Here is a 24,343-nt window from a genome sequence, read left to right as displayed (position 1 = left end):
GGGAGCCGCAGCGTGCTGCGGTGACCGACGACAACGCGGCGAGGCGCCGCCTGACCGACCGCAGTAGGCAAAAGATCCGCAGGACAGGGCCTAGGACTCGGCGGCGACGACCTTCAGGGCGTGGGCCAGGTCGTCGGGGTAGGCGGTGGTGAAGGAGACCCACTCGCCGGTGGTGGGATGCTCGAAGGCCAGGGAGACCGCGTGCAGCCACTGCCGGCTCACTCCCAGCCGCGCGGCCAGGGTCGGGTCGGCCCCGTACAGCATGTCGCCGACGCACGGGTGGCGCAGCGCCGACATGTGGACCCGGATCTGGTGGGTCCGGCCCGTCTCCAGCTTGATGTCCAGCAGCGACGCCGCGCGGAACGCCTCGATCGTGTCGTAGTGGGTGACCGACTCCTTGCCCCCCGCCACGACCGCCCAGCGGCCGTCCCCGACGGGATGGCGGTCGATCGGCGCGTCCACGGTGCCGCGGTGCGGGTCGGGGTGGCCCTGGACCAGCGCGTGGTAGCGCTTGTCGACGGTGCGCTCCTTGAAGGCCCGCTTCAGGTGGGAGTAGGCCTGCTCGCTCTTGGCGACGACCATCGCGCCGGTGGTGTTGGCGTCCAGCCGGTGCACGATGCCCTGGCGCTCGGCCGCGCCGCTGGTGGCCACCCGGTGGCCGGCGCCGAGCAGGCCGCCGATCACGGTGGGTCCGGTCCAGCCGGTGGTCGGATGGGCGGCCACGCCGACGGGCTTGTTGACGACGACGATGTCGTCGTCCTCGTACACGATGTGCATGCCGGGCACGGGTTCCGCCACCGGCATCGGCGCGGTGGGCGGCGGCGGGAGGGTGACCTCCAGCCAGGCGCCCCCGTGGAGCCGGTCGGACTTGGCCGCGGTCGAGCCGTCCACCAGCACGTCACCGGCGACGATCAGCTCGGCCGCCCGGGTGCGGGAGAGGCCGAACAGGCGCGACAGGGCGGCGTCGAGACGCTCGCCCTCCAGCCCGTCGGGGACGGGGAGACTCCGCCGGTCAGCCATTGCCGTTCTCCTTCGCTTCCTTCTCGGCTCCCGTGTCGCGCGTGCCGTCGATCTGGTAGCCCCGCCAGGCGAGGAAGACCGCCAGGATGCCGCCGCAGACGATCGCCGAGTCGGCGATGTTCCAGACCGGGAAGTGGCCGGGGAAGGTCTCCACGAAGTCGACCACGTGTCCCTGCAGCGGTGCGGGCCTGCCGGAGCCGAAGCCCGAGGGCCAGCGGAAGATCCGGTCGGTGAGGTTGCCGAGCGCCCCGCCGAGCAGCAGGCTCAGCGTGATCGCCCAGGGCAGGCTGCGCAGGTTGCGCGCGGTACGCAGGATCGCCACCACGACGGCGGCCGCGACACAGGTGAAGACGATCGTCATCCCGGTGCCGAGGCCGAAGGCGGCCCCGGAATTGAAGATCACCCGGAACTGGAGCACACCGGGGATGACCACGATGGGTTCCCTGCCCTCCAGGGTCTTCAGTACGAGGGTCTTCGTGGCGAGGTCGAGGGCGTAGACGATGGGGACGATCACCGCGAGCACGGCGATCCGCCGCGCCGCGAGCGGGGCGGCGGGGGCCGCCCCGTTCTCGGTGTCGCCGGTCAGCGGCGCTCCTCCCGCTGCTTGCAGGCCACGCACAGCGTCGCCCTCGGAAACGCCTGAAGGCGCTCCTTTCCGATCGGCTGATGGCACGATTCGCACACTCCGTAGGTCCCCGCGTCGATCCGGGCGATCGCTCGCTCGTTCTGCGCGACCAGGTCGCGCGAGTTCAGGGTAAGGGCGATTTCGCGCTCACGTTCATACGTCCGCGCTCCGGCGTCGGCCTGGTCGTCGCCCGCACCGTCGGTAACGTCGCTTGACGCGATCTCGATCTCGGCCTTGGCGATCTCCTTGGTGAGCTCGCGGCTCTCCGCGACCAGTCGCCCGCGGACCTCCGCGAGTTCCTCGGCCGACCAGGTGACGACGGCACCGTCGGATGACGGCGCTGCCGCGCTGTTGTCTGCGCGCACGGTCGCGGCCATGGCGACCTCCTTGCTAGATCGGACCGTATCCAATGTGGTAAACGGTGCGGGCAGCTTAGGTCCCTCATAACAGAACGACAAACGACCCGCCGCAATGTTTGCCAATCCAGTAACATCCGGTCGCTTCCCCCTGATTCCCCCCAGCCGCCTCTGATATGGGGAAGCTTCCGGCAGGCGGGTGCGTTATCGTGTGAGCCTGCACGGCGTTGATGGGGACAGCAACCTCCGCACCCCCTCGCACGAGCGACCCGGGGACGGTGCGAGCCCGGGGCGAGGCGCTGAGGGAAGATCACCCCGGAGCCGCCGGAAGAACGGCCGTGACGGCCCAGTAGACCCGGCAGCAGGCCAAAGGAAGAGGGCCTTCTCGCACGCGAAGGCCAAGGAGGGTGGTACCGCGGGGCCCCAACAGCCTCGTCCCTCCACGCCACAGCCGATTCCAGCGTGGAGGTCCAGCCCATCATGTCCGCCTATTTCCGCTCTCTTCCTGCGCAGGTCGATCTTCCCGCGCTTGAGCACGAGGTGCTCGACCGCTGGCGGGACGGCAAGATCTTCGAGCGCTCGGTCGAGCAGAACACCGGCGGCCCCACCTGGGTCTTCTACGAGGGCCCGCCCACCGCCAACGGCATGCCGGGCGTCCACCACGTCGAGGCCCGCGTCTTCAAGGACGTCTTCCCCCGCTACAAGTCGATGCGGGGCTACAGCGTGCCCCGTAAGGCGGGCTGGGACTGCCACGGGCTACCCGTCGAGGTCGCCGTCGAGAAATCCCTCGGTCTCTCCGGCAAGAAGGACATCGAGGCGTACGGCGTTGCCGAGTTCAACGCCAAGTGCCGCGAGTCGGTGCTGCGGCATGTGGACGCCTTCGAGGAGATGACCGAGCGGATGGGGTACTGGATCGACCTGTCCCAGGCCTACCGCACGATGGACCCGGCCTACGTGGAGTCCGTCTGGTGGTCGCTCAAGGTCATCTTCGACAAGGACCTGCTCTCCCGCGACTTCCGCATCACCCCGTACTGTCCCCGCTGCGGCACCGGCCTGTCCGACCACGAGCTGGGCCAGCCCGGCGGCTACGAGACCGTCACCAGCCCGTCGGTCTACGTCCGCATGCCCGCCACCTCGGGACCGCTGGCCGACCTCGGCGCCTCGCTGCTGATCTGGACCACCACGCCCTGGACGCTGGTCTCCAACACCGCTGTGGCCCTGCACCCCGACGTGACCTACGTCGCGGCACGCCCCGCGGGGTCCGACGAGGTCCTGGTGGTGGCCGAGCCGCTGGTCGTCTCCGCGCTGGGCGAGGGGGCCGAGGTCCTGGCCTCCTTCCAGGGCGCCGACCTGGAGCACACCACCTACTCGCGCCCCTTCGACCTGGTCGACATCCCCGGCGCGCACTACGTGGTGCTCGGCTACTACGTCACCACCGAGGACGGTACCGGCCTGGTTCACCAGGCACCCGCCTTCGGCGCCGACGACATGACGACCTGCAAGCGGTACGGGCTGCCCGTGGTCAACCCGATCGGCCCCGACGGCCGGTTCCTCGACAGCGTGCCCCAGGTCGGGGGCCAGTTCTTCAAGGACGCCGACGAGGGGCTCACCGCCGACCTACGGGCGCGCGGCCTGCTCTACCGGGGCAGCCACTTCGAGCACAGCTACCCGCACTGCTGGCGCTGCCACACCGCGCTGCTCTACTACGCCCTGCCCGCCTGGTACATCCGCACCACCGCGATCAAGGACCGGCTCCTCGCCGAGAACGAGAAGACCAACTGGTATCCCGAGACGATCAAGTGGGGCCGCTTCGGCGAGTGGCTGCGCAACAACGTCGACTGGTCGCTGTCGCGCTCGCGTTACTGGGGCACCCCGCTGCCGCTGTGGATCTGCACCGCCGACGAGTCGCACGTCACGTGCGTCGGCTCGCTGGAGGAGCTGAGCCGGCTGTCCGGCCAGGACGTCTCCGCGCTCGACCCGCACCGCCCCTACGTGGACGACGTCACACTGCCCTGCCCCACCTGCGGGGCCGAGGCCCGGCGGGTGCCCGACGTGATCGACGCCTGGTACGACTCGGGCTCGATGCCGTTCGCCCAGTGGGGGGCGCCGTACCGCAACGAGGAGATGCTCGAGAAGGCCTACCCGGCGCAGTTCATCTGCGAGGCCACCGACCAGACCCGCGGCTGGTTCTACTCGCTGATGGCGGTCGGCACGCTCGTCTTCGACCGGTCCTCGTACGAGAACGTGCTCTGCCTCGGCCTGATCCTGGCCGAGGACGGCCGCAAGATGAGCAAGCACCTGGGCAACGTGCTCCAGCCGATGCCGCTGATGGACCAGCACGGCGCCGACGCGCTGCGCTGGTACATGGCCTGCTCCGGCTCACCGTGGGCGGCCCGCAGGGTCGGGCACGGCGCCCTTGAGGAGATCGTCCGCAAGGTCCTGCTCACCTACTGGAACACCACCTCCTTCTTCACCCTGTACGCCAACGCCGAGTCCTGGTCGCCCTCCAGGCTCGCCGAGGCTCCCGCCTACGCCGAGCGCCCGTTGATCGACCGCTGGGCCCTCGCCGAGCTGCACCGGACGGTGGCCGAGGTCACCGCGTCGATGGACGTCTTCGACACCGCCCGCGTCGGGCGGCGGCTCTCGGAGTTCCTCGACGACCTGTCCAACTGGTACGTGCGACGCTCCCGCCGCCGCTTCTGGGCCGGTGACACCGCGGCGTTCGCCACGCTCTACGAGTGCCTGGAGACCGTCACCCGGCTGATGGCACCGGTGGTGCCGTTCACCACCGACTACGTCTGGGACGTGCTCCGCGACGCCGACGCCCCCGTCTCGGTCCACCTGGCCGGCTGGCCCGAGGTCAACGGCGAGCTGCTGGATGAGGAGCTGTCGGAGCGGATGGCCCTGGTCCGCCGCCTGGTGGAGCTGGGCCGCTCGGCCCGCGCCTCCAGCGGGGTGAAGACCCGCCAGCCGCTCGGCCGTGCCCTGGTCGGCGCCCCCGGCTGGGCCACGCTCCCGCCCGGGCTGCGCGAACTGATCGCCGACGAACTCAACGTCAAGGGCCTGGAGGACCTGTCCGGGATCGGGGCGGACCTGGTCTCCTTCACGGTCAAGCCCAACTTCCGGGCGCTTGGCAAGCGGTTCGGCTCGCAGACCAAGCTGGTCGCCGCGGCCGTCACCGCCGCCGAGCCCGCGGAGCTCGCCCGCGCGCTCCGCACCGGCTCGCCGGTCCTGGTCGACGCGGGAGAGCTGGGAGCGGTGGAGATCGGCGTCGACGACGTGATCGTCACCGAGCAGCCCAGGTCCGGCTGGGCGGTGGAGGCCGCCTCCGGCGAGACCGTCGCCCTCGACCTGACCATCACCGACGAGCTGCGCCGCTCTGGCCTGATCCGCGACGTCATCCGCCTGCTCCAGGACACCCGCAAGTCCACCGGCCTGTCGATCTCCGACCGGATCGACGTGTGGTGGTCCACCGGTGACGCCGACCTGGCCGAGGCCCTGCGGACCCAGGGCCGTGCGGTGGCCGACGAGGTCCTCGCCGTCTCCCTCACCGAGGGCGGCGCCGACGGCCTTCCCAGCCACAGCGACGCCGAGCTGGGCCTGACCTTCCAGCTCCGCCGCGCGACGGCCACGGCCTGACGGCGGAGCGTTCCGGCGTCACCGGACGGCCGGGCTCCCGGAGAGCCCGGCCGTTCCGGTTCACACCGAGAGCGACCGGCCCGGCGCCTCAGGTGGTGCTCCGCGTCCGTCGCGGCCCGGAAGGAACCGTCACCGCACGGAAGGGGCGGCCGGCCTGGCGCCTCAGGTGGCGCTCGGCGTCCGTCGCGGCCCGGAGAGGAGCGTCACCGCGCGGCAACGGCGGTCCCACGGGCACCGCGACACGCCCGCCTCCTCGTGGTGAACGGTGAGCGAGGCGGGCGGTGGTCACGCCAGGTGTCAGCTCTGGCCCCGGTGATCGTTCAGGCAGATCGAGCAGTTGATCAGGCCGGCTCCCTCGGCCTCGACCAGGGAGATGACCTCGGTGCCGCTGTCGCCCGCACCCTTGATCAGAGGGCAGGCGGGGTCATGAAAGCGACGGGTGCCGATGATGACCATGACGGTCCCGTCACCCGCCTTCTGCTTCTCGGCCCCGGGGGCGCCCTCGGCGTCACGGTCCTCGGGAGAGGGACCGGCTGCGGGCTCCGCCGAGGTGGAGTCGGCCGCTACCTGCCCGGCGCGCCCGGGTGCGGTCTCGGCCGGCTCCACCGGCTCAGCTGTCGTGCCATCGGCGGTGGCCCGGCGCCCGGAATCCGATGCCTCTCGGGGGCCCGGCTCCTCGGGCCTCTCAGGCTCCGCGGAGCCTGAGCCGGCGGCTCCGGGCTTGCCCGAGGAGGACGGCTCCGACGGGGCGGAGTCCCGCCCGGCGGTCTCGGCCCCTGGGCGGGGCCCGGGCGCCGAGGGCCCGGCTTCGGCCTCGGCCTGTGCCCCGGCCTTGGCGGCCCCGGACACGGCGCTCTCGGACGCGGCCGGCTCGGACGCCGTGGCCTTGGACGCCGTGGCCTTGGACGCGGCGGCCTCGGGCTCGGCGGCCTCGGGCTCGACGTTCCCGGGGCCGGTGCGCTCGGCCTCGCCGGTTTCCGGCTTGGCGCTCTCAGGCGCCTCTCCCCGGCTCTCGGAGGCGCCGCCCACGCCCGGCCCGGGCTTGGCGGGCTCCGCCGCCTCGGGCTCGGGCCTGGCCGGAGCCACCGGGGTCTCCGGCTTGGACGCCTGAGCGACCATGTCGCGGCTGAACCAGCTGGTGGCCTCGGACTCGGCGTGCGGGATCTCGGGGACCTTCGGCAGCCGGATCGGCACCGAGGGGGTCGGGGACTCCGCCGCGCGGAGCGGGGGACTCACCGGCTCCTGGGGCCGTACCTGCGGCTCGGCGGACTGAATGTAGGGCCGGGCGACCGGGACGACGGGCTCCTGCGGGGAGCGCGGTGGCTCCTGCCGGGACACGGCGCTCTCTCGCCTGGCCGCGGGGTTCTCCGGCCTTGGCGGGGACTCGGGCCGTGCTCCGGGGGCCTGCTGCCCTCCGGCGGGGGCCGCGGGCCGCGCGGGACGGTACGGGGCGGTGAACCTGGCGGTGGCCTCGTGCGGGCCGGGCTCACCGGCGCTGCCTGCGGGGCCGGACTCCGGGGAGGCGCTCAGGGGCTCGGCGGGCTCCCGTACCCCGGGCGGGGTCTGGTGCGGCCTGCTTCCGGCGGCGGGTTCCGGCAGGCAGGTGGTACAGGGCGTGAAGCCCTCCTCACGAGCCTCCTCGTGGGTGAGCTCCTCATGATCCCTGCCGGCCAGCTGGCGGCACCCCGCGACGTGATAGCGCTTGCGGCCGGGGATGACCAGCACGATCGCCTCGGCGTCCAGGGCGCCCCGCCTCGCGACGGTGGCGGTGGCCGGCCCGGCCACCGGGCCTCGTCGCGGCTGGGTCGGGGCCACGGGCGTCTGCTGCCGCATCCCGTGCTGCGCCATCATGTGCGGTGGCACGGGAGGCTGGTTCGGCACACCGTGCGGCGCGGGGACGGACCCGGCCGGCATCGGTCCCTTCTCGGGAAGGGGCGGAGCGGCCCCGGCCTGCCCGCCGGGGAACAGCTCGTGGCGCCGCAACAACGCCCCGATCACCAGGAAGACGGCGGACAGCACGCTGACCGCGATCGACCACATGACCAGAAACGGTTTGGCCAGCACGATCCCCACGATGAGCAGGACGATGGCCGTGAGTACCAAACCGGCGCTGATAAGGATCACAGAAAGACTCCCGGATGCGGGTCAAAGGGGGTGACCCGACACCTTAGCGGCGGTCGTTGTGAGGACCGTCAACGCCCTGGAAGGCGCCCGAATGCTGCGACGGGTCGCCGCCGAACGGGTTGGGCGCGCCCTGGAGCGTCGGCTGACCACCCTGGGCCACCGCGTGGGACATGGCCGGAGGCCCGCTCACGATCGGGAACCCGCCACTGCCCTCGGCAGCCACGTTGAGCTCGGCCAGCTGGTTCTCCAGATACAGTTTCAGGCGGCTACGGTACTCGCGCTCGAAGCTGCGGAGCTCCTCGACCTTACGCTCGAGCTCGTCACGGGTCTGCACCAGCGAGCCCATGGCCTGGCGGTGCCGCTCCTGCGCGTCGCGCTCCAGCGTCTCGGCTCGGGCACGTGCGTCACCGATGACCTGCTCGGCCTGGCGACGTGCCTTGCCGAGGATGTCGTCGGCCTCGCGGCGCGCCCGGGTCACCGTCTCGTCCGCCTCCCGGCGGGCGTCGGCGATGGCCTGGTCCGCGGTCTGCTGCGCGAGGGCGAGCACGCGGGCCGCGGTGTCCATGTTGTCCTCGGCCGGAGGCATTCCCATTCCGACGGGAACGGGCTGCTGATGCTGCACCGGCTCGGGAGCGCGCATCGGCTCCGGCTGCTGCATCATCATCTCGGGCTTGGGCTCGGCGATGGGGGCGGGCGCCATGGCCATGCCCATCCCGCCGGGGACCTTGCCCCGCAGGCACTCCGCCAGCTTGGCGCGGAGCTCCTCGTTCTCCTGAATGAGACGGTCCAACTCGGACTCGACCTCATCGAGGAAGGCATCTACCTCTTCCTCGTCGTAACCCGGCCGAAGGCGGGTCGTACTGAATTGCTTGTTCCGCACATCGGCGGGAGTCAGCGGCATTTCGGTCTCCTTGGCGCGCTTGGAGTCTGTCCGGGGGGACGGTACCCGATCAACGAAGCGCGGACACGAGTTGGATCAAGACCAAGACCACAATGAACAGCACTGTGAAGCTTAGGTCAAAGGCCACCGTACCCAACCGGAGTGGTGGAATGAAACGGCGGAGGAACTTGAGAGGTGGGTCGGTCACCGTGTATACGGCTTCCGCCAGCACCAGGACGATGCCTGTGGGGCGCCACTGACGTGCGAACGCCTGCACCGTCTCAAAGATCATTCTGCCGATCAGCAGCACGAGGTAGATGGACAGGACGAAGACCAAGATCCCGCTAACGATCCCCACGGTCCGTCCTCGCCTCCACTCCGCTCTGCCGTCCTTCGTCCCATCGGGACCTGTCGGGCCGGTCACTGTTCATAGTGGAACTCTAGCTCTGGTTGAAGAATCCGCGTTCCGCGATTCGAGCCTTGTCCTCGGCGGTCACCTCGACATTGGCTGGGGACAACAAGAACACCTTGTTGGTAACACGTTCAATGCTGCCATGTAGGCCAAAGACGAGACCTGCCGCGAAATCAACGAGCCGCTTTGCGTCACTGTCAACCATCTCGGTCAGGTTCATGATGACGGGAGTGCCGTCACGGAAGTGCTCACCGATGGTCCGCGCCTCGTTGTACGTGCGGGGATGAAGGGTGGTGATGCGCGCCAGATCGGTCGTGCGGCGCTCCAGGACAGCCGTCGCGGGCCTCGGAGCGGGCACGCCTGGGTCGGTGTCGTCCGAGAGGTCGTGGACCGTGCCAGGACGCTCGTCGCCCTCCCGACGCGTGTCGTCGAACTCCTCGTACTCGTCGTCGGGGTAGCTGTCGTATCTCTCGTAGCGGTCGTCCTCAACAAGACCGAGGTAGACCGCCATCTTGCGCATCGCGCCGGCCATCGCTACTTCTTCCTCCGTCTTACTTCGATGTGCCCGAGGGGCCAGCCCGACCGCCCTGAGCTCACCACCGTTCGACCGCTATCCGGATACGCGGACGCCAAGGTCCACTTGAAGGGACATTACCTGACGAAGGGCTTCCTGCGACCGAGCAACGCCGTACCAACACGCAGGTGTGTCGCACCGTTGGCAATGGCCTGGGACATATCCCCGCTCATCCCCGCCGAGATGACGCCGGCGCCCGGGTGGGCGTCCTGGACGGACCGCGCGATCTCCCTCAGCCTCGCGAACGCCCTGCCCGGCTCCTCCCCCAGCGGCGCGACCGCCATCACCCCGCCCAGCTCAAGCCCCGGCGCTCCGGCGACGGCGTCCGCCAGCGCCTCGGCCTGCTGTGGTACCACGCCGCCCCTGGCGGGGTCACCGTCGAGCGCCACCTGTACCAGGCAGGTGATCCGGCGCCCCACCCCGAGCGCCTCCCTGCTGAGGGCGGTGACCAGGCGCGGGCGGTCGACCGAGTGGACGACGTCCGCGTAGCCGACCACCGAGCGGACCTTGTTGGTCTGCAACTGGCCGACGAAGTGCCACCGCAGGCCGAGGTCGGCGCACTCTCGCGCCTTGGCCGAAGCCTCCTGGTCGCGGTTCTCCCCGACGTCACCGATCCCGAGTCCGGCCAGCAGCCGCACGTCGGAGGCGGGGTAGGTCTTGCTCACCGCGATGAGCGTCAGCTCCTCGCGGCTGCGGCCGGCGGCCCGGCAGGCTTCGGCGATCTCCGCCTCGACCCGGGCCAGCCCGGCCGCGATCTCATCTCGTCGTGTTGTTTCCGTCACATCTCCGCCGCTCGGACACTGGCAAACCGGCGGAGCCCATTCTTCCCGGCACGGCCGGGTGGCTCTGCACCCACCCCCACCGTGAGCGATGTCACTTCAGGAAGTCGGGAACGTCCAGTTCCTCTTCCTGCTCCTCGAAGATCACCGGTCGCCGCCGGGCGGGGTCGGTGACCCTCGCGGAGATCGGCGTCGGCTGCGAGGGCTCAGGGGCCGGGCGCGGGATCGACAGCGGAGGGGAGTGCGGCTCCTCCACGCGGTGCGGCTCGGAGTGCTCCACCGGCTGTACCGGGTGGATCTGCTGGGGCGCCGGCTCCGCCGGCGGGGTGACGACCTGCCGCACCGGCGAGGGCGGCAGGTGCTCCACCCTGGGCTCCGGACGGGGCTCAGGGCGGGGCTCCGCCTTGACCGTGGGCGCCAGCGGGCGGACCGGGGCGGCCGCCGAGGGCGGCGGGGCGGGACGCGAGGCGGGCTGCGGGCGGGACGCCGGCTGCGGGAGTTGCTTGGGCTCGGGAGCGGGCTCGTCGAAGCCGGCCGCGATCACGGTGACGCGCACCTCGTCGCCGAGGGCGTCGTCGATGACCGTACCGAAGATGATGTTGGCGTCCGGCGCCGCGGCGGTGGAGACGAGCTGGGCCGCCTCGTTGATCTCGAACAGGCCGAGGTCGGAGCCGCCGGCGATCGAGAGCAGCACGCCGTGCGCGCCGTCGATGCTGGCCTCCAGCAGCGGGCTGGACACGGCCATCTCGGCCGCCGCGACCGAACGGTCGTCGCCGCGCGCGTGGCCGATGCCCATCAGGGCCGAGCCGGCACCGGACATGACCGACTTCACATCGGCGAAGTCGAGGTTGATCAGTCCGGGCGTGGTGATCAGGTCGGTGATGCCCTGGACACCGGAGAGCAGCACCTGGTCCGCCGCCTTGAAGGCGTCCAGCACGCTCACCTGCCGGTCGGAGATCGACAGCAGCCGGTCGTTCGGGATCACGATGAGGGTGTCGACCTCCTCGCGGAGGGTCTCGATGCCGGCGTCGGCCTGCATCGCCCTGCGCCGCCCCTCGAAGCTGAAGGGCCGGGTCACGACACCGATGGTCAGCGCGCCCAGGGTGCGGGCGATGTTGGCCACCACCGGGGCGCCTCCGGTGCCCGTGCCACCGCCCTCACCGGCCGTGACGAAAACCATGTCGGCGCCCTTGAGGACCTCTTCGATCTCCTCACGGTGGTCCTCGGCCGCCTTGCGCCCGACTTCGGGGTTGGCTCCCGCGCCGAGGCCGCGAGTGAGCTCGCGCCCGACGTCGAGCTTGACGTCGGCGTCACTCATCAGCAGCGCCTGGGCGTCGGTATTGATGGCGATGAACTCGACGCCCTTGAGTCCCTCCTCGATCATCCGGTTGACGGCGTTGACTCCGCCTCCGCCGATTCCTACAACCTTGATGACCGCGAGGTAGTTCTGCGGTGCTGCCACGACGAGGGGCCTTTCCGCTCGTTGACTTGCAATTTCATGCGGCACGGGGCCCGTGCCGTCGTTTCCAAAACCCTCACCCTCAAGTTGAGATTTAGCTTTATGTCAACCTGAGGAGTGATACGGACAGTAGGAGTTACGCTCCAGGCGGGTCAACTAACCGCGCCGCAAGCACGTCCAGCGTGTCGCGGGCCGTCCTTTTCCGGGAACGTCCGCCATCCGATGAGATCACTTAACCGTCACGACGTCAGGCGAACTGACGTCATAGGTGTCGGCCGGACGTCTGAGCAGCGTAACAAGGATCCGGGCCTTGTCCGCGGGACGGTCGCCGCCGCCCCACACGATCGCGCGGCCGTCCTTCAGCCGCAGCGAGACCGTCTCAGCCGACGGTGCGAGCACCTCCGCGACCCGGCGGGCCAGATTCTCCGGCAGCGCGGCGATGACCGTGAGCGCCGCCGCGGTCGCCGGGTCGCCCGGCCCCGGCCGGGCCACCCGCAGCACCGGCAGTGTCGGGGGCGCGACGTCCTTGACCTCGGTGACCATCCCGTGCCGGTCCATCAGCGCCGACCTGTCGCCGACCGGCACCACCGCCACCGGCCTGCGCTCCACGACCTTCACTCGCAGGGTCCCCGGCCAGGCGCGGCTGACCGTCACCGACTCGATCTGGGTGATCTGGCCGATCCGGTCCTCCACCTCGGCCAGGTCGACCGTGGCGAGGGGCTTGCCGCCGGCCACCTGCGCCGCCCGCCGGATCTCCTCGGTGGACAGGCCCGCGTTGCCCACCACCTGGATCTCCCGCACCCCGAGCACCGGGGAGAAGAACACCAGCCACGCGGCGATGCCCACCACTCCCGCGGTGAGCAGGGCCAGGAAGGCCGACCGCCACACGCCGTTCAATGCCACTCCCCCTCCGGCGACCCGCGCCCGCTGGCATGGGTCACCGCGCGGCCAGCTCCGCCACGATCCTGGGCCCCAGCTCGGTCACGTCGCCCGCGCCCATGGTCAGGACGATGTCCCCCGGCCTGGCCAGGCTCGCGACCAGGGCGGGCACGCCGTCCCGCTGGGGAGCGTAGGCCACCCGCTCCGCGGGCAGCGGCACCTTGCCCGCCACCAGCGCCCCCGACACGCCGGGCTCGGGATCCTCGCGGGCGCCGTAGACGTCCAGGACGATGGCCTCGTCGGCCAGCCCGAGCGCGATGCCGAACTCGTCGGCGAAGAACCTGGTGCGCGAGTACAGGTGCGGCTGGAAGACCGCGATGACCCTGCCGTCTCCCGAGAAGGACGCCACCACGTCCCGCGCCGCGCGCAGGTCGGCGGCCAGCTCGGTCGGGTGGTGGGCGTAGCTGTCGAAGACCGCCACCCCGCCCGCCTCGCCCTTGGCCTCGAAACGGCGCTTGGCGCCGGTGAAGGCCGCCAGACCATCACGGATCTCACCAAAGGAGACACCCAGCTCCCCCGCCACCGCGATGACCGCGGCCGCGTTGAGCGCGTTGTGACGGCCCGGGACCGCGAGCCTGACCTCCCCGTGCCCGTGGACTGTGAAGGTGATGCCCAGCCCTTCGGGAGAGATCCCGCCCACCCGCAGGTCGGCGTCCTCCGCCGCACCGTACGTGATCACCTTCAGGCCGCGGGCGCGGGCGATCGGGACCAGCGCGGCGGAGCCGGGATCGTCGGCGCAGACGACCATGGTGTCGGCCACCCGCTCCACGAACCGGGCGAAGCTATCGTGAACCGCACGCGGGTCACCGTAGTTGTCCAGATGGTCCGGCTCGACGTTGGTCACCACGGCGATGTCGGGGGCCAGCATGAGAAAGGAGCCGTCGCTCTCGTCGGCCTCGGCGACGAACACCCCGCCCGAGCCCTCGTCGGCGCCCAGCCCCGTCGTCACCAGCTGCCCGCCCACACAGTACGAGGGGTCGGCGCCGCACTTCTGCAGCGCCACGGTGAGCATCGAGGTCGTGGTGGTCTTGCCGTGGGTGCCGGCCAGCGCGACGCCGGTCCTGCCCGCCATGACGGAGGCCAGCGCGGCGGCCCTGGGGATGACCCGCAGGCCCTGGCGGAGCGCCTCGCCCAGCTCGGGGTTGGAGTCGCGGATCGCGGTGGAGACCACGACGGTGTCGACCTGCTTGATGTGCGAGGCGGCGTGGCCGATGTGAACCCTGGCCCCCAGCTCCCGCAGCTCGGTCGCCATGTCCGACCCTCGCGCGTCGCTGCCCGAGACCTGCACGCCCCGTTTAAGCAGGATGCGCGCGATTCCGGACATCCCAGAACCGCCGATCCCGATGAAGTGGACCCGTCCCAGGTCTCCGGCCGCAACCGGATCCACCAGCTTGACCAGGCTCATCGGCCGCTCACCCCTCCTCGTTCGCCGCGCGGACGCCCTCGTCCCGCCCTGCCCTCTCGCCGGAGGCGAGCGCGGGCAGCCCCGTGCTCACCGCGTCGGATCCGCTCCGCGCCCATTCAGCCTCTCCCTCGCACCGCGACCTGCAGCACCCTGTGCGCCAGCGTCACGTCGGCGTCCTTCCTGCCCATCTGAGACGCCGCCTCGGACATGGTGACCACACGTTCGGGGTCGGACAGGATGGGCAGCACGTTCTGAATGATCCACTCCGCTGACAGCTCGGCGTCGTCGATCATCAGGCCACCGCCGCCCTGCACGATCGGCGTGGCGTTGAGCCGCTGCTCGCCGTTGCCGTGCGGCAGCGGGATGTACGCGGCCGGCAGGCCCACCGCCGTCAGCTCGGCGCAGGTCATCGCGCCGCTGCGGCACAGGGCGAAGTCGGCGGCGGCGTAGGCCAGGTCCATCCGGTCGACATACTGCAGCACGACGTACTGCGGGTCGCCGGGCGGCGGTTCCTCCTCCAGCGTGTTCTTCGGGCCGATGACGTGCAGCACCTGCACTCCGGCCCGGCGCAGCACGGGGGCGGCGGCCAGGGCCGCCTGGTTGAGCGAGCGGGCCCCCTGGGAGCCGCCGGTGACCAGCAGCGTGGGCAGGTCGGCCTCCAGACCGAACCAGGACCTGGCCTTGTCGCCCATGGACAGCCGGTCGAGGTTGACGATCTCACGGCGCAGAGGGATGCCGATGTACTCGGCGTGGTTCAGCGGCGTGTCCGGGTGACCGGTGAACACGTGGTCGGTGAGGCGCGCGCCCAGCCGGTTGGCCAGGCCGGGGCGCGGGTTGGCCTCGTGGACCACGATCGGCACGCCGCGCCGCCGCGCCGCCAGGTAGGCGGGGGTCGCCACATAGCCGCCGAAGCCGACCAGGACGTCGGCCTGGACCCGGTCCATGATGGCGGCGGCCGCGTTGATGGCGCCCGCCAGACGGCCCGGCACGCTCAGCAGCTGGGGTGTCAGTGTCCGGGGCAGCGGCACCGCGGGCACCAGTTGCAGTTCATACCCCCTGGCCGGAACCAGCCTGGTCTCCAGACCTCGCTCGGTGCCGAGGCAGGTGATCCCGATGTTGGGGTCGAGTTGGCGCAGCGCGTCGGCCAGAGCCAGCGCCGGTTCGATATGACCGGCCGTCCCGCCGCCGGCGAGGACCACCCTCATGTCGGTCCTTTCGCTTATCGTCTTCCACGGCCCGGCCGTCGTTTCCTGGCCGGACCACCCAGGCCAAGCCAGCTTAGGCCCCGCGCCACCGGTCCGGGGCCATGGGCCGCGAGAGCCTCGCGGGCGCCGGGTTCGTGCTTGGCGAACGACAGGAGCATGCCGAGGGCGGCCAGGGTGGGCAACAGGGCCGACCCACCGTAGGAGACCAGCGGCAACGGGATACCGGTGATGGGCAGCACGCCGATGACGGCGCCGATGTTGACGATCGCCTGACCGGCGATCCAGGCGACCGCGGCGGCGGAGGCGAGCCGGACGAACGGGTCCTTGACCCGGGTGGCCACCCGCAGCCCCGCGTAACCCAGCAGCCCGAACAGGGCCACCACGACGAGCGTGCCCATCAGTCCGAGCTCCTCGCCGAGGATGGAGAAGATGAAGTCGCTCTCCGCGTGCGGGATCCAGCTCCACTTCTGCCTGCTGGACCCCAGGCCCAGCCCGAACCAGCCGCCGCTGCCCATCGCGATCTGCCCCTGCACGGCCTGGAAGCCGGCCCCCTGGGCGTTGCCCCACGGGTCGAGCCAACCCGCGATCCGTGCCGAGCGGTAGCCCTCGGTGCTGATCATGACGATGGTCGCGAGCACCGCCACCGCGAGGATCCCGCCGAACAGCCTCAGCGGCGCGCCCACCACCCAGAGCAGCGACAGGAAGATCATCATCAGCACCAGCGTGGTGCCGAGGTCGCGCCCCATCATGACCATGACGGCCAGGATCGCGGTGCCCGGCATCAGCGGGATGAACAGGCTGCGCCACTCGATCAGGCCGTTGCGCGCCCTGCGGGCCAGCAGGTCGGCCCCCCAGATCGTCAGCCCGAGCTTGGCGGGCTCGGACGGCTGCAGGTAGATGGGGCCGAGGTCGATCCAGCGCTGGGCACCGAGCTGGGAGGTGCCGACGAACAGCACCAGCACCAGCCCGAGGATCGACAGCGCCATCAGCGGGTAGCCGGCGAGTCTGAAGAACCGGGGCGGCAGCTGGGCGCAGATCCACATCAGCGGGAGGGCGATCCCGGCCGAGACCGACTGCTTGAAGAACCAGTAGAAGGGATCTCCCTTCTCCTGCAGCGCCTCGATGCTGGATGCCGACAGCACCATCATCAGGCCGAGGACGAGCAGCAGGGCGCTGCACCCCAGGATCAGGTAGTACGAGGTCAACGGCCGGTTGAGCAGCTCACGGAAGGCGAGCAGGTGCTCGCGGAAGCCGTCCTGACCCCGGGGGGCGCTCTCCTGCGCCGTCGCGCTCACGCCCGTCCCCCGTCGTGCCCTGCGGCGAGACGGTGCACGGCTCGGGCGAACGCCTCCCCTCGTGCGGGATAACCGGAGAACATGTCCCAGGAGGCGCCGGCCGGGGCCAGCAGCACGGTGTCTCCGGGGGCGGCGAGCCTGGCGGCTTCGGTGACGACACGGTCCATGACCCCAGTGTCTTGCCCGGTCACCTCCACCACCGGAACATTCCCGGCGTGTCGCGCCAGAGCCTCGCGAATTCGTTCGCGGTCGGCGCCCAGGAGGACCGCACCGCGCAGGCGGGGCGCGGCGCAACGTACCAGCTCGCCGACGTCCGCGCCCTTGAGCTGCCCGCCCGCCACCCAGACGATCGACGGGTAGGCGGCCAGCGAGGCAGCGGCGGCGTGCGGGTTGGTGGCCTTGGAGTCGTCCACGTAGTCGACCTCGGCGACCCTGGCCACGTGCGCGATCCGGTGGGGGTCGGGCACGAAGTCCAGCAGGCCCTCGCGCACCGCGGCGGCGCTCACCCCGTAGGCCCTGGCCAGCGCCGCGGCGGCGAGCGCGTTGGCCACGTTGTGCGGCGCGAACGGGCGGACGTCGTCGAACGAGGCGAGTTCCTCCGCGTTGGCCGCGGGATCGGCCACGAACGCCCGGTCCACCAGCAGGTTCTCGACCACGCCGAGCCGGCCCGGTGAGGGCACGCCGAGGGTGAAGCCCACGCTGCGTACCGCCGTGCCCTCGTACGGCGCGGCGAGACGGGTCGCCCACTCGTCATCGGCGTTGTACACGACGATCCCGGCCCTGGCGAAGATCTCCCCCTTGACCCGGGCGTACTCCTCCATGGAGCCGTGCCAGTCGAGGTGGTCCGGCGCCACGTTGAGCACCGCGGCCGCGTACGGGGCGATGCTGGGCGAGCGGTGCAGCTGGAAGCTGGACAGCTCCACCGCCAGCACGTCGCCGGCTCCGGCGACCGCCTCCACCACCGGGGTGCCGACATTGCCGACGGCGAGCGCCCGGTGCCCGGCGGCCAGGAGCATCGAGGTGAGCATCCGGACCACGGTGGTCTTGCCGTTGGTACCGGTCAGCGCCAGCCAGGGAGCGGCTCCGCCCGGGCGGAGCCGCCAGGCCAGCTCGACCTCGCCGATCACCTCGATCCCCGCCGCCGCGGCCGCGGCGAGCAGCGGGTGGTGCGGCGGCCAGCCCGTGGTGACGATCAGCGAGGTGCCCTCCGGGGGCTCCGCGGGCTCACCGAAGCGGACCTCGACACCGAGCTCGGCGAGCTCGCCCGCGAGCGCCCTGGCCCGCTCGCCGTCCCTGCCCTCCAGGACGACCACCTTCTCGCCCCTCGCGGCCATCGTGCGGGCCACGGCCGTGCCCGAGACCCCCAGCCCGGCGACGCAGATCACATGGCCTTTCCCACTCACAGCCTGGGCATCCATTCCACGTAGAAGATCCCCAGCCCGGCGGCCGCGCACAGGGCGGCGATCAGCCAGAAGCGGACCACGATGGTCGTCTCGGCCCAGCCCTTCAGCTCGAAGTGGTGCTGGAGCGGGGCCATCCTGAAGACCCGTTTACCGGTCATCTTGAAGGAGCCCACCTGGATGATCACCGACATGGTGATCAGCACGCACATCCCGGCGAGGATGATCAGCAGGAGCTGGGTCCTGGTGGTGATGGCCAACCCGGCGAGCACGCCGCCCAGGGCCAGCGAGCCGGTGTCACCCATGAAGATCTTCGCGGGTGGGGCGTTCCACCACAGGAAGCCGACCAGCGCGCCGAGCACCGCCGCGGCGACCACGGCCAGGTCCAGCGGGTCGCGGACCCAGTAGCAGTTGGGCCCGAGCTGGGTGGTGCAGCTGTTGCGCAGCTGCCAGTTGCCGATCAGCACGTACGAGGCCAGCACCACACCGGTGGCACCGCTGGCCAGGCCGTCGAGACCGTCGGTGAGGTTCACCGCGTTGGAGAAGCCCACGATCATGATCAGCACCCAGATGATGAACCCGATGAGCCCGATGGAGGGGCCGAAGTCCCTCAGGAACGACAGGCGAGTCTCGGCCGGGGTGATCAGGTAGGCGTTGGGGAAACGGGTCACCAGGACCGCGAAGACCGCGCCGACGATGAGCTGGCCCAGCGCCTTGGCACCGCTGCGCAGGCCCAGGCTGCGCTGCTTGTAGATCTTGATGAAGTCGTCCAGGAAGCCGACCGCGCCCAGGCCCGTCATCAGGAACAGCACCAGGACCGCGGAGACCGTGGGCGGCGTGAAGCTGTAGAGGTGGGCGCAGGCGAAGCCGACCAGCGCGGCGATCACGATCACGGTGCCGCCCATGGTGGGGGTGCCGCGCTTGTCGTGGTGGCCGGAGGGGCCCTCCTCCCTGATGCTCTGCCCGTAGCCGCGCCGGGAGAACAGCCGGATCGCCAGCGGCGTGCCCAGCATGGACAGCAGCAGGCTGATCGCCGCCGCGACGAGGATCTCCCTCATCGGCGCTCACCCCCGAGCAGCGCCGCGGCCACCCGCTCGAGGCCCGCGGCGCGCGGTCCCTTGACGAGCACGACGTCACCGGGGGCCAGCAGCGCCGACAGCTCCGCGCCCGCCTGTGCCGCGTCGGCGGCGTGCGAGACCCGGGTGGCGCCCTGGACGCCGGCCGCCGGGGCGTCACCGAAGGCGACGACGGGCGAGAGGCGGGCCGCCGAGCCGATGCCCGGCGGCTCTCCCACGCCCGGCGGGCCGCCCACGGCGCGCGAGGCCTCCGCGTGCGAGGTCGGTCCGGCATACGCGGCGGGGACGCCGGCCGCCGGTACACGGCCCGCGGCCTCCCGTACGGCGGCCTCCGCCCCGGCCAGGATCGGGTCGGCGTCGGGGCCGACGACGAACAGGCCGACGAGACCCGCGCCCCCGGCCAGCCGGCCCAGCTCCTCGTTGAGCGCGGGACCGTCCTCGCCCAGCTCGCGTAGGGAGGCGATGACCGCGAAGCGGCGGCGATCGCCCGCGAGCGCGTCCAGGGCGCCGAAGGCGGCGCGCATGGAGTCGGGGTTGGCGTTGTAGGCGTCGTTGATCACGGTCACCCCGTCCTCGCGGTCGGTGACCTCCATCCGCCAGCGGCTGCGGGGCTCGGCCTCCGACAGCTCCTCGGCGATGGTGGCGACCGGCAGGCCGAGCTCGTAGGCGGCCGCCGCGGCCGCCAGCGCGTTCTCCACCGCGTGCTCGCCGTACAGGCGGAGGCCGACCGGGGCGGCGCCGGACGGGGTGCGCAGCGTGAAGGAGGCGCGCCCCCGGTCGTCGACGGTCACGTTCTCGGCCCGCACGTCGGCGCCTGAGGCCCGGCCGTACCAGGTGACGCGGGCACCGGTGCGTCCGGCCATGGCGGCCACCAGCGGGTCGTCGATGTTGAGCACGGCCACGCCGTCGGCGGGCAGCGCCTCGACCAGTTCGCCCTTGGCCCTGGCGATCTCCTCCTTGCCCCCGAAGACGCCCAGGTGGGCGGTGCCGACGTTGAGGACCACGCCGATCCTCGGCGGGGCGATACGGGTCAGGTGGGTGATGTGCCCGACTTCGCGCGCACTGAGCTCGAGCACCAGGTAGCGGGTGTCCTCGTCGGCCTTCAGCACGGTCAGCGGGTGGCCGATCTCGTTGTTGAACGATTCGACGGGGGCGACCGTTGGACCGATCCTGGCGGTGAGCCTGGCCAGCAGGTCCTTGGTGGTGGTCTTGCCCGCCGAACCGGTGATGCCGATGACCGTGGTCGCCGGCAGTTCGGCGCAGACGGCGGTGGCCAGGCCGGTCATGGCCGTCACGGTGTCGCCGACGATGACGGCGGGGACGTCGACGGGCCGGGAGGCCAGCACGGCGACCGCCCCGGCCTCGATGGCCTGGGCGGCGAAGTCGTGCCCGTCGACCCGGTCACCCTTGATCGCGACGAACAGCGACCCCGGTTCGACGGCGCGGGAGTCGATGACGACCGGGCCGCGCACCACCGCGCGTGGGTCGGCCATGCCCGCGAGGGCCCCCGAGGTGATCTCGGCGATTCTGGCCAGCGGCAACGGGATCATGATGCGTCTTCCCTACTCTCCATACGTGCTTCGGCGCCCGGTGCGGTTCCGGCGCCTGACGATCGCGTCGGCCACGACCTGCCTGTCATCGAAAGGAAGCACCTGGTCGCCGATGTACTGGCCCTGCTCGTGACCCTTGCCGGCCACGACGACGACGTCACCGAAACCCGCCCGGCCAATGGCCAGGTCGATGGCCGCGGCACGATCAGGCTCAATGATCACATGTGCGCGTCCGTCCTGGGACACACCGAGAACTCCGTCCATCATCTCCGCGAGGATCCGCAGGGGATCCTCAGAGCGGGGGTTGTCGCTGGTGAGAATAGCCACATCTGCCAGCCTTGCGGCGGCTTCTCCCATCATTGGGCGTTTACCACGGTCACGGTCACCCCCGCAGCCAAGGACCACAATGAGCCTGCCCGCGGTGACCTCGCGCAGCGAGCACAGGACCGACTCGACCGCGCCGGGCTTGTGCGAGTAGTCGACGATGGCCTGGAAGTCCTCCCCGCCGGGAACCCGCTCCATCCGGCCCGGAACTCCTGCCAGCGTACCTATGCCCGCCACCGCGGTTCGCAGCGGCACACCGGCCTCCACCAGTGCGACGACGGCGCCCAGGGCGTTGGCCACGTTGAAGGGGCCGGGCAGGGCGATCGTCGCGGCCTCCTCGACACCGCCGGGGCCCACGATCTTGAAGCTGCTGCCCTCGGGTCCCAGCCGCACGTCCACGGCCCGCCAGTCGGCCTCCACGGCGCCCTCGGCGGAGAAGGTGGTCATCGGGATCTTCGCGGTGCCGAGGAGTTCCCGCCCGTGGGCGTCGTCGATGTTGACGACGCCCACCCTGCTCATCTCGGGGGTGAACAACCGGGCCTTCGTCGCGAAGTAGTCGTCGAGATCCCGGTGGAAGTCGAGGTGGTCCTGCGACAGGTTGGTGAACAGCGCCACGTCGTAGGACACCTCGTCGACCCGGCCCAGCGCCAGCGCGTGGCTGGAGACCTCCATGGCCGCGGCGGTGACGCCCTGCTCGCGCATCAGGGCGAACAGGCCCTGCAGGTCGCTGGCCTCCGGCGTGGTGAGCTTCGGCGCGAAACGCAGCTCACCGACGTGGATCTCCACGCCCCCGATCAGCCCCGGCCGGTGTCCTGCGGCCCGTAGTCCGGCCTCCAGCAGGAAAGTGGTGGTGGACTTGCCACTGGTGCCGGTGACGCCGATGACCATCACGTCCGCCGCGGGATTGCCGTACACCCAGGCGGAGACCTGTCCCAGCAGGCGGCGCGGGTTGGGCACGACGAGGACCGGCAGGCCGGTCGCGACCGCGGCCTGCCTGCCCGCCTCGTCGGTCAGGATCGCGGCGGCACCCGCGGCGAGGGCCTGCGCGGAGAAGTCGGCCCCGTGGGCCGTGGCCCCCGGCAGCGCGACGTAGAGATCTCCACGACACACCTGGCGTGAGTCGATGGTGATCCCGGACACCGCGGCCAGCGGCGCTCGTGACGTGCCCGAGGGCGCGCCGATGAGGCTCGCCAGCCCGGAGAGCGGACGGGGTGAACTGGTTGAGGGTCGCATGGACGACGGGGGATGCACGGCGAGAGCGTACCTTCACTCGTCACCTCCCTGCGCGTATCCGCACCGGGGAGGGCCGGGTTCCGGTCGGGGGAATCTTCCCGCTCTTCAACGCGAACGTCATCAGCTGCTTGAAGACCGGGGCGGCGATCTCCCCACCGTAGTGACCCTGCTGGGGATCCTGGAGCACCGCCAGGACGACCAGGCGGGGCTTGTCCACGGGAGCAAAACCAACGAACGTCGCGGTATATCCGCAGTAGCCCTGGCATCTGGTGTCATAGCGCATCGCGGTGCCCGTCTTGCCCGCCACCCGGTAGCCGTCGATCGCGGCGAGGTTGCCGGTGCCCTCCTCGCTCACGGCGGCCTCCAGCATGGCGGCGATCTCCCGCGCCGTACGCTCACTGACCACCCGGGTCCGCTCACCCGGCGCGGACGGCGTGAACGCGCCGTTCTCGCCGGTCGTACCGGCCACGATCTGCGGGGTGACGCGCACCCCGCCGTTGGCGATGGTCTGGTAGACGCTCGCCGTCTGGATCGCGGTCACCGAGATGCCCTGGCCGTAGGCGATCGTGCAGCGCTGGCTGCCCGACCAGTCCTTCCAGTCGGGCAGGAGCCCAGCCTCCTCCCCCGGCAGCCCGGTGCCGGGTTTCGCGCCGAAACCGAAGCGCTGGAGCATCGAGTGGAGCTTCTCGTCGCCGATCTTCTGGGTGGCCAGGATCGTGCCCACGTTGCTGGAGGTCGCCACGACGCCCGAGAAGGTCAGGCGCTCGGTGGCGTGCGGGTGGGAGTCCTTCAGCACCCGGTCGGCACACCTGATCTGGTCGGGGACGGTGAACAGGGTGTCCGGCCGCACGGCCCCCGACTCCAGCGCCGCCGCGGCGGTGATGACCTTGTTGGTGCTGCCCGGTTCGAACACGTCCGTGACCGACCGGTTGACCCGGTCCTCCACCGGGGAGTCCTTCCAGTTCCTCAGGTCGAGCTCCGGTGCGTTCGCCATGGCGATCACCTGACCGGTCGGCACGTCCAGCACGATGGCGCTGCCGGTGCGCGACCCGGTGGCCTTGACCTGCTCGCTGATCGCCTTCTGCGCGGCCCACTGGACGTCGCGGTTGATGGTCAGCCGCACGTCCCTGCCCTCGACCGGCGCCCGCAGGGTGCTGCGGGTCATCGGGATGCGCTGCCCCTTGGCGCCCGTCTCGATGATCTGCTCGCCGTCCCGGCCCGCGAGCAGCTTGTCGTAGGTGCTCTCCAGCCCGGCCAGTCCCGTGCCGTCGGTGCCGACGAAACCCAGCAGGCTGCCCGCCAGGTCGCCGCCCGGGTAGTCACGCCGGTAGCGGTGCTTGCTGCCGACGCCCTTGAACTCGTACGCCATGATCCGCTGGGCGAGCGCGGGATCGACGGCGGCGGCGATCTGCTCGTAGTGGCTGGTGCCGTCGGCCAGCTTGGCGGCGATCGGATCCTTGGCCTCGTTCAACTCCTTGGCCAGGACCGTGGCCACCCGGTCGCGCTGCGCGGCGACCACCTGCGAGGGGTCCACGAAGATCTCGCGCGCCTCCAGGGTCAGCGCGAGCTCGTGTCCGTTGACGTCGGTGATCGAGCCCCTTCTCGCGGGCAGCTTCTCACCCTGTACGCGCTGCTTGGCCGCCTCGGCGGTGTAGACCTTCGAGTCGAGGCCCTGAAGCTGGATGAGCCGCCCCGCGAAGATGGACAGCACGAAGGTCATCGCCATCAGGCCGATGCCGATCCGCCTGCGGGGGTTGCCCAGGCGCAGCACCGCGGACGGGCGCGCCGGAGGCCGCGGTGGCCTGCCGCCGCCGCGTCCCATCGCGCGCGTGTACTCCTGCTCCTGGGGCCGCTCGTCCCCGCGCCTCGGCACGGGCCTCGCCCGGCCCGGCGGGCCCGGTGACTCCTGGGGCCGTGCGGACCGCACCGGTCCACGCGCGGTCTCGGAACCGGTGGGCCTGCGCGGCGCCTCTCTCCTCCATCGGCGGACACGTCTCCGTCACCGGCGGTCTCGCCAAGGGCGGGCTGCGCTACGCCTCCGACATCGG

At 71.3% G+C, this 24,343-nt stretch carries 19 protein-coding genes; 1 reads left to right on the top strand and 18 read right to left on the bottom strand.

Features of this window, described 5'->3' with window-relative positions:
- Positions 1-90: 90 nt before the first annotated feature.
- From ABZ260_RS19390 to ABZ260_RS19380, 3 genes are read right to left on the bottom strand one after another with little or no spacing between them, the layout of a single operon-like run.
- Positions 91-1,020, bottom strand: coding sequence for an RluA family pseudouridine synthase (locus ABZ260_RS19390; RefSeq protein ID WP_355619212.1), 930 nt, complete (start codon positions 1,018-1,020; stop codon positions 91-93).
- Positions 1,013-1,639: a signal peptidase II gene (locus ABZ260_RS19385; RefSeq protein ID WP_355550916.1), complete on the bottom strand. Its 627-nt coding sequence runs from the start codon at positions 1,637-1,639 to the stop codon at positions 1,013-1,015. The genes ABZ260_RS19390 and ABZ260_RS19385 overlap by 8 nt, the downstream gene beginning before the upstream one ends.
- Complete coding sequence (locus ABZ260_RS19380; protein ID WP_343980722.1) at positions 1,603-2,022, bottom strand: TraR/DksA C4-type zinc finger protein; 420 nt, start codon at positions 2,020-2,022, stop codon at positions 1,603-1,605. The genes ABZ260_RS19385 and ABZ260_RS19380 overlap by 37 nt, the downstream gene beginning before the upstream one ends.
- 459 nt (positions 2,023-2,481) lie before the next feature.
- On the opposite strand from ABZ260_RS19380, the gene ileS reads away from it, so the two are divergent.
- A complete protein-coding gene (ileS, locus tag ABZ260_RS19375) occupies positions 2,482-5,640 on the top strand; it encodes an isoleucine--tRNA ligase (RefSeq protein WP_355619208.1) in 3,159 nt (1,052 codons plus the stop codon).
- 297 nt (positions 5,641-5,937) lie between these two features.
- Here ileS and ABZ260_RS19370 read toward each other — a convergent pair whose 3' ends face one another.
- From ABZ260_RS19370 to ABZ260_RS19300, 15 genes are all read right to left on the bottom strand, one after another.
- Positions 5,938-7,764, bottom strand: coding sequence for a hypothetical protein (locus ABZ260_RS19370; RefSeq protein ID WP_355619205.1), 1,827 nt, complete (start codon positions 7,762-7,764; stop codon positions 5,938-5,940).
- 43 nt (positions 7,765-7,807) lie between these two features.
- A complete protein-coding gene (locus ABZ260_RS19365; protein WP_355619202.1) occupies positions 7,808-8,665 on the bottom strand; it encodes a DivIVA domain-containing protein in 858 nt (285 codons plus the stop codon).
- Between the two features lie 49 nt (positions 8,666-8,714).
- Positions 8,715-9,002 (bottom strand): YggT family protein, encoded by a 288-nt coding sequence (locus ABZ260_RS19360; RefSeq protein WP_030909817.1) that lies wholly within the window; start codon positions 9,000-9,002, stop codon positions 8,715-8,717.
- 82 nt (positions 9,003-9,084) lie between these two features.
- The gene (gene sepF / locus ABZ260_RS19355; RefSeq protein ID WP_350924541.1) at positions 9,085-9,588 is read right to left on the bottom strand and encodes a cell division protein SepF; all 504 of its coding nucleotides are present in this window, start codon (positions 9,586-9,588) and stop codon (positions 9,085-9,087) included.
- Positions 9,589-9,707: 119 nt separating this feature from the next.
- A complete protein-coding gene (locus ABZ260_RS19350; protein ID WP_355619199.1) occupies positions 9,708-10,412 on the bottom strand; it encodes a YggS family pyridoxal phosphate-dependent enzyme in 705 nt (234 codons plus the stop codon).
- Positions 10,413-10,503: 91 nt separating this feature from the next.
- Positions 10,504-11,871: a cell division protein FtsZ gene (gene ftsZ / locus ABZ260_RS19345; protein WP_355619196.1), complete on the bottom strand. Its 1,368-nt coding sequence runs from the start codon at positions 11,869-11,871 to the stop codon at positions 10,504-10,506.
- A gap of 225 nt (positions 11,872-12,096) precedes the next feature.
- A complete protein-coding gene (locus ABZ260_RS19340; protein WP_355619193.1) occupies positions 12,097-12,771 on the bottom strand; it encodes an FtsQ-type POTRA domain-containing protein in 675 nt (224 codons plus the stop codon).
- Positions 12,772-12,805: 34 nt separating this feature from the next.
- Positions 12,806-14,212, bottom strand: coding sequence for a UDP-N-acetylmuramate--L-alanine ligase (gene murC / locus ABZ260_RS19335; protein WP_355619190.1), 1,407 nt, complete (start codon positions 14,210-14,212; stop codon positions 12,806-12,808).
- 116 nt (positions 14,213-14,328) lie between these two features.
- On the bottom strand, positions 14,329-15,417 hold the full coding sequence (murG, locus tag ABZ260_RS19330) for an undecaprenyldiphospho-muramoylpentapeptide beta-N-acetylglucosaminyltransferase (protein WP_355619187.1): 1,089 nt from the start codon (positions 15,415-15,417) through the stop codon (positions 14,329-14,331).
- Positions 15,418-15,431: 14 nt separating this feature from the next.
- Positions 15,432-16,712: a putative lipid II flippase FtsW gene (gene ftsW / locus ABZ260_RS19325; RefSeq protein ID WP_355619184.1), complete on the bottom strand. Its 1,281-nt coding sequence runs from the start codon at positions 16,710-16,712 to the stop codon at positions 15,432-15,434.
- Entirely contained in the window at positions 16,709-18,130 is a 1,422-nt protein-coding gene (murD, locus tag ABZ260_RS19320; protein ID WP_355619181.1) for a UDP-N-acetylmuramoyl-L-alanine--D-glutamate ligase, read from the bottom strand. Before murD ends, ftsW begins: the two co-directional genes overlap by 4 nt.
- A complete protein-coding gene (gene mraY / locus ABZ260_RS19315; RefSeq protein WP_030909848.1) occupies positions 18,112-19,170 on the bottom strand; it encodes a phospho-N-acetylmuramoyl-pentapeptide-transferase in 1,059 nt (352 codons plus the stop codon). The genes murD and mraY overlap by 19 nt, the downstream gene beginning before the upstream one ends.
- Complete coding sequence (murF, locus tag ABZ260_RS19310) at positions 19,167-20,738, bottom strand: UDP-N-acetylmuramoyl-tripeptide--D-alanyl-D-alanine ligase (RefSeq protein WP_355619178.1); 1,572 nt, start codon at positions 20,736-20,738, stop codon at positions 19,167-19,169. Before murF ends, mraY begins: the two co-directional genes overlap by 4 nt.
- Positions 20,739-20,750: 12 nt before the next feature.
- Positions 20,751-22,295, bottom strand: a complete 1,545-nt coding sequence (locus tag ABZ260_RS19305) for a UDP-N-acetylmuramoyl-L-alanyl-D-glutamate--2,6-diaminopimelate ligase (RefSeq protein WP_355550940.1) — start codon at positions 22,293-22,295, stop codon at positions 20,751-20,753.
- Positions 22,296-22,335: 40 nt separating this feature from the next.
- Positions 22,336-24,168 (bottom strand): penicillin-binding protein 2, encoded by a 1,833-nt coding sequence (locus ABZ260_RS19300; RefSeq protein WP_355619175.1) that lies wholly within the window; start codon positions 24,166-24,168, stop codon positions 22,336-22,338.
- Positions 24,169-24,343: the final 175 nt, after the last annotated feature.

Origin of the sequence: Streptosporangium sp. NPDC006013, assembly GCF_040614275.1 — a bacterium.
Lineage (GTDB): Bacteria > Actinomycetota > Actinomycetes > Streptosporangiales > Streptosporangiaceae > Streptosporangium.
This window is presented reverse-complemented; position numbering and strand designations above follow the sequence as displayed.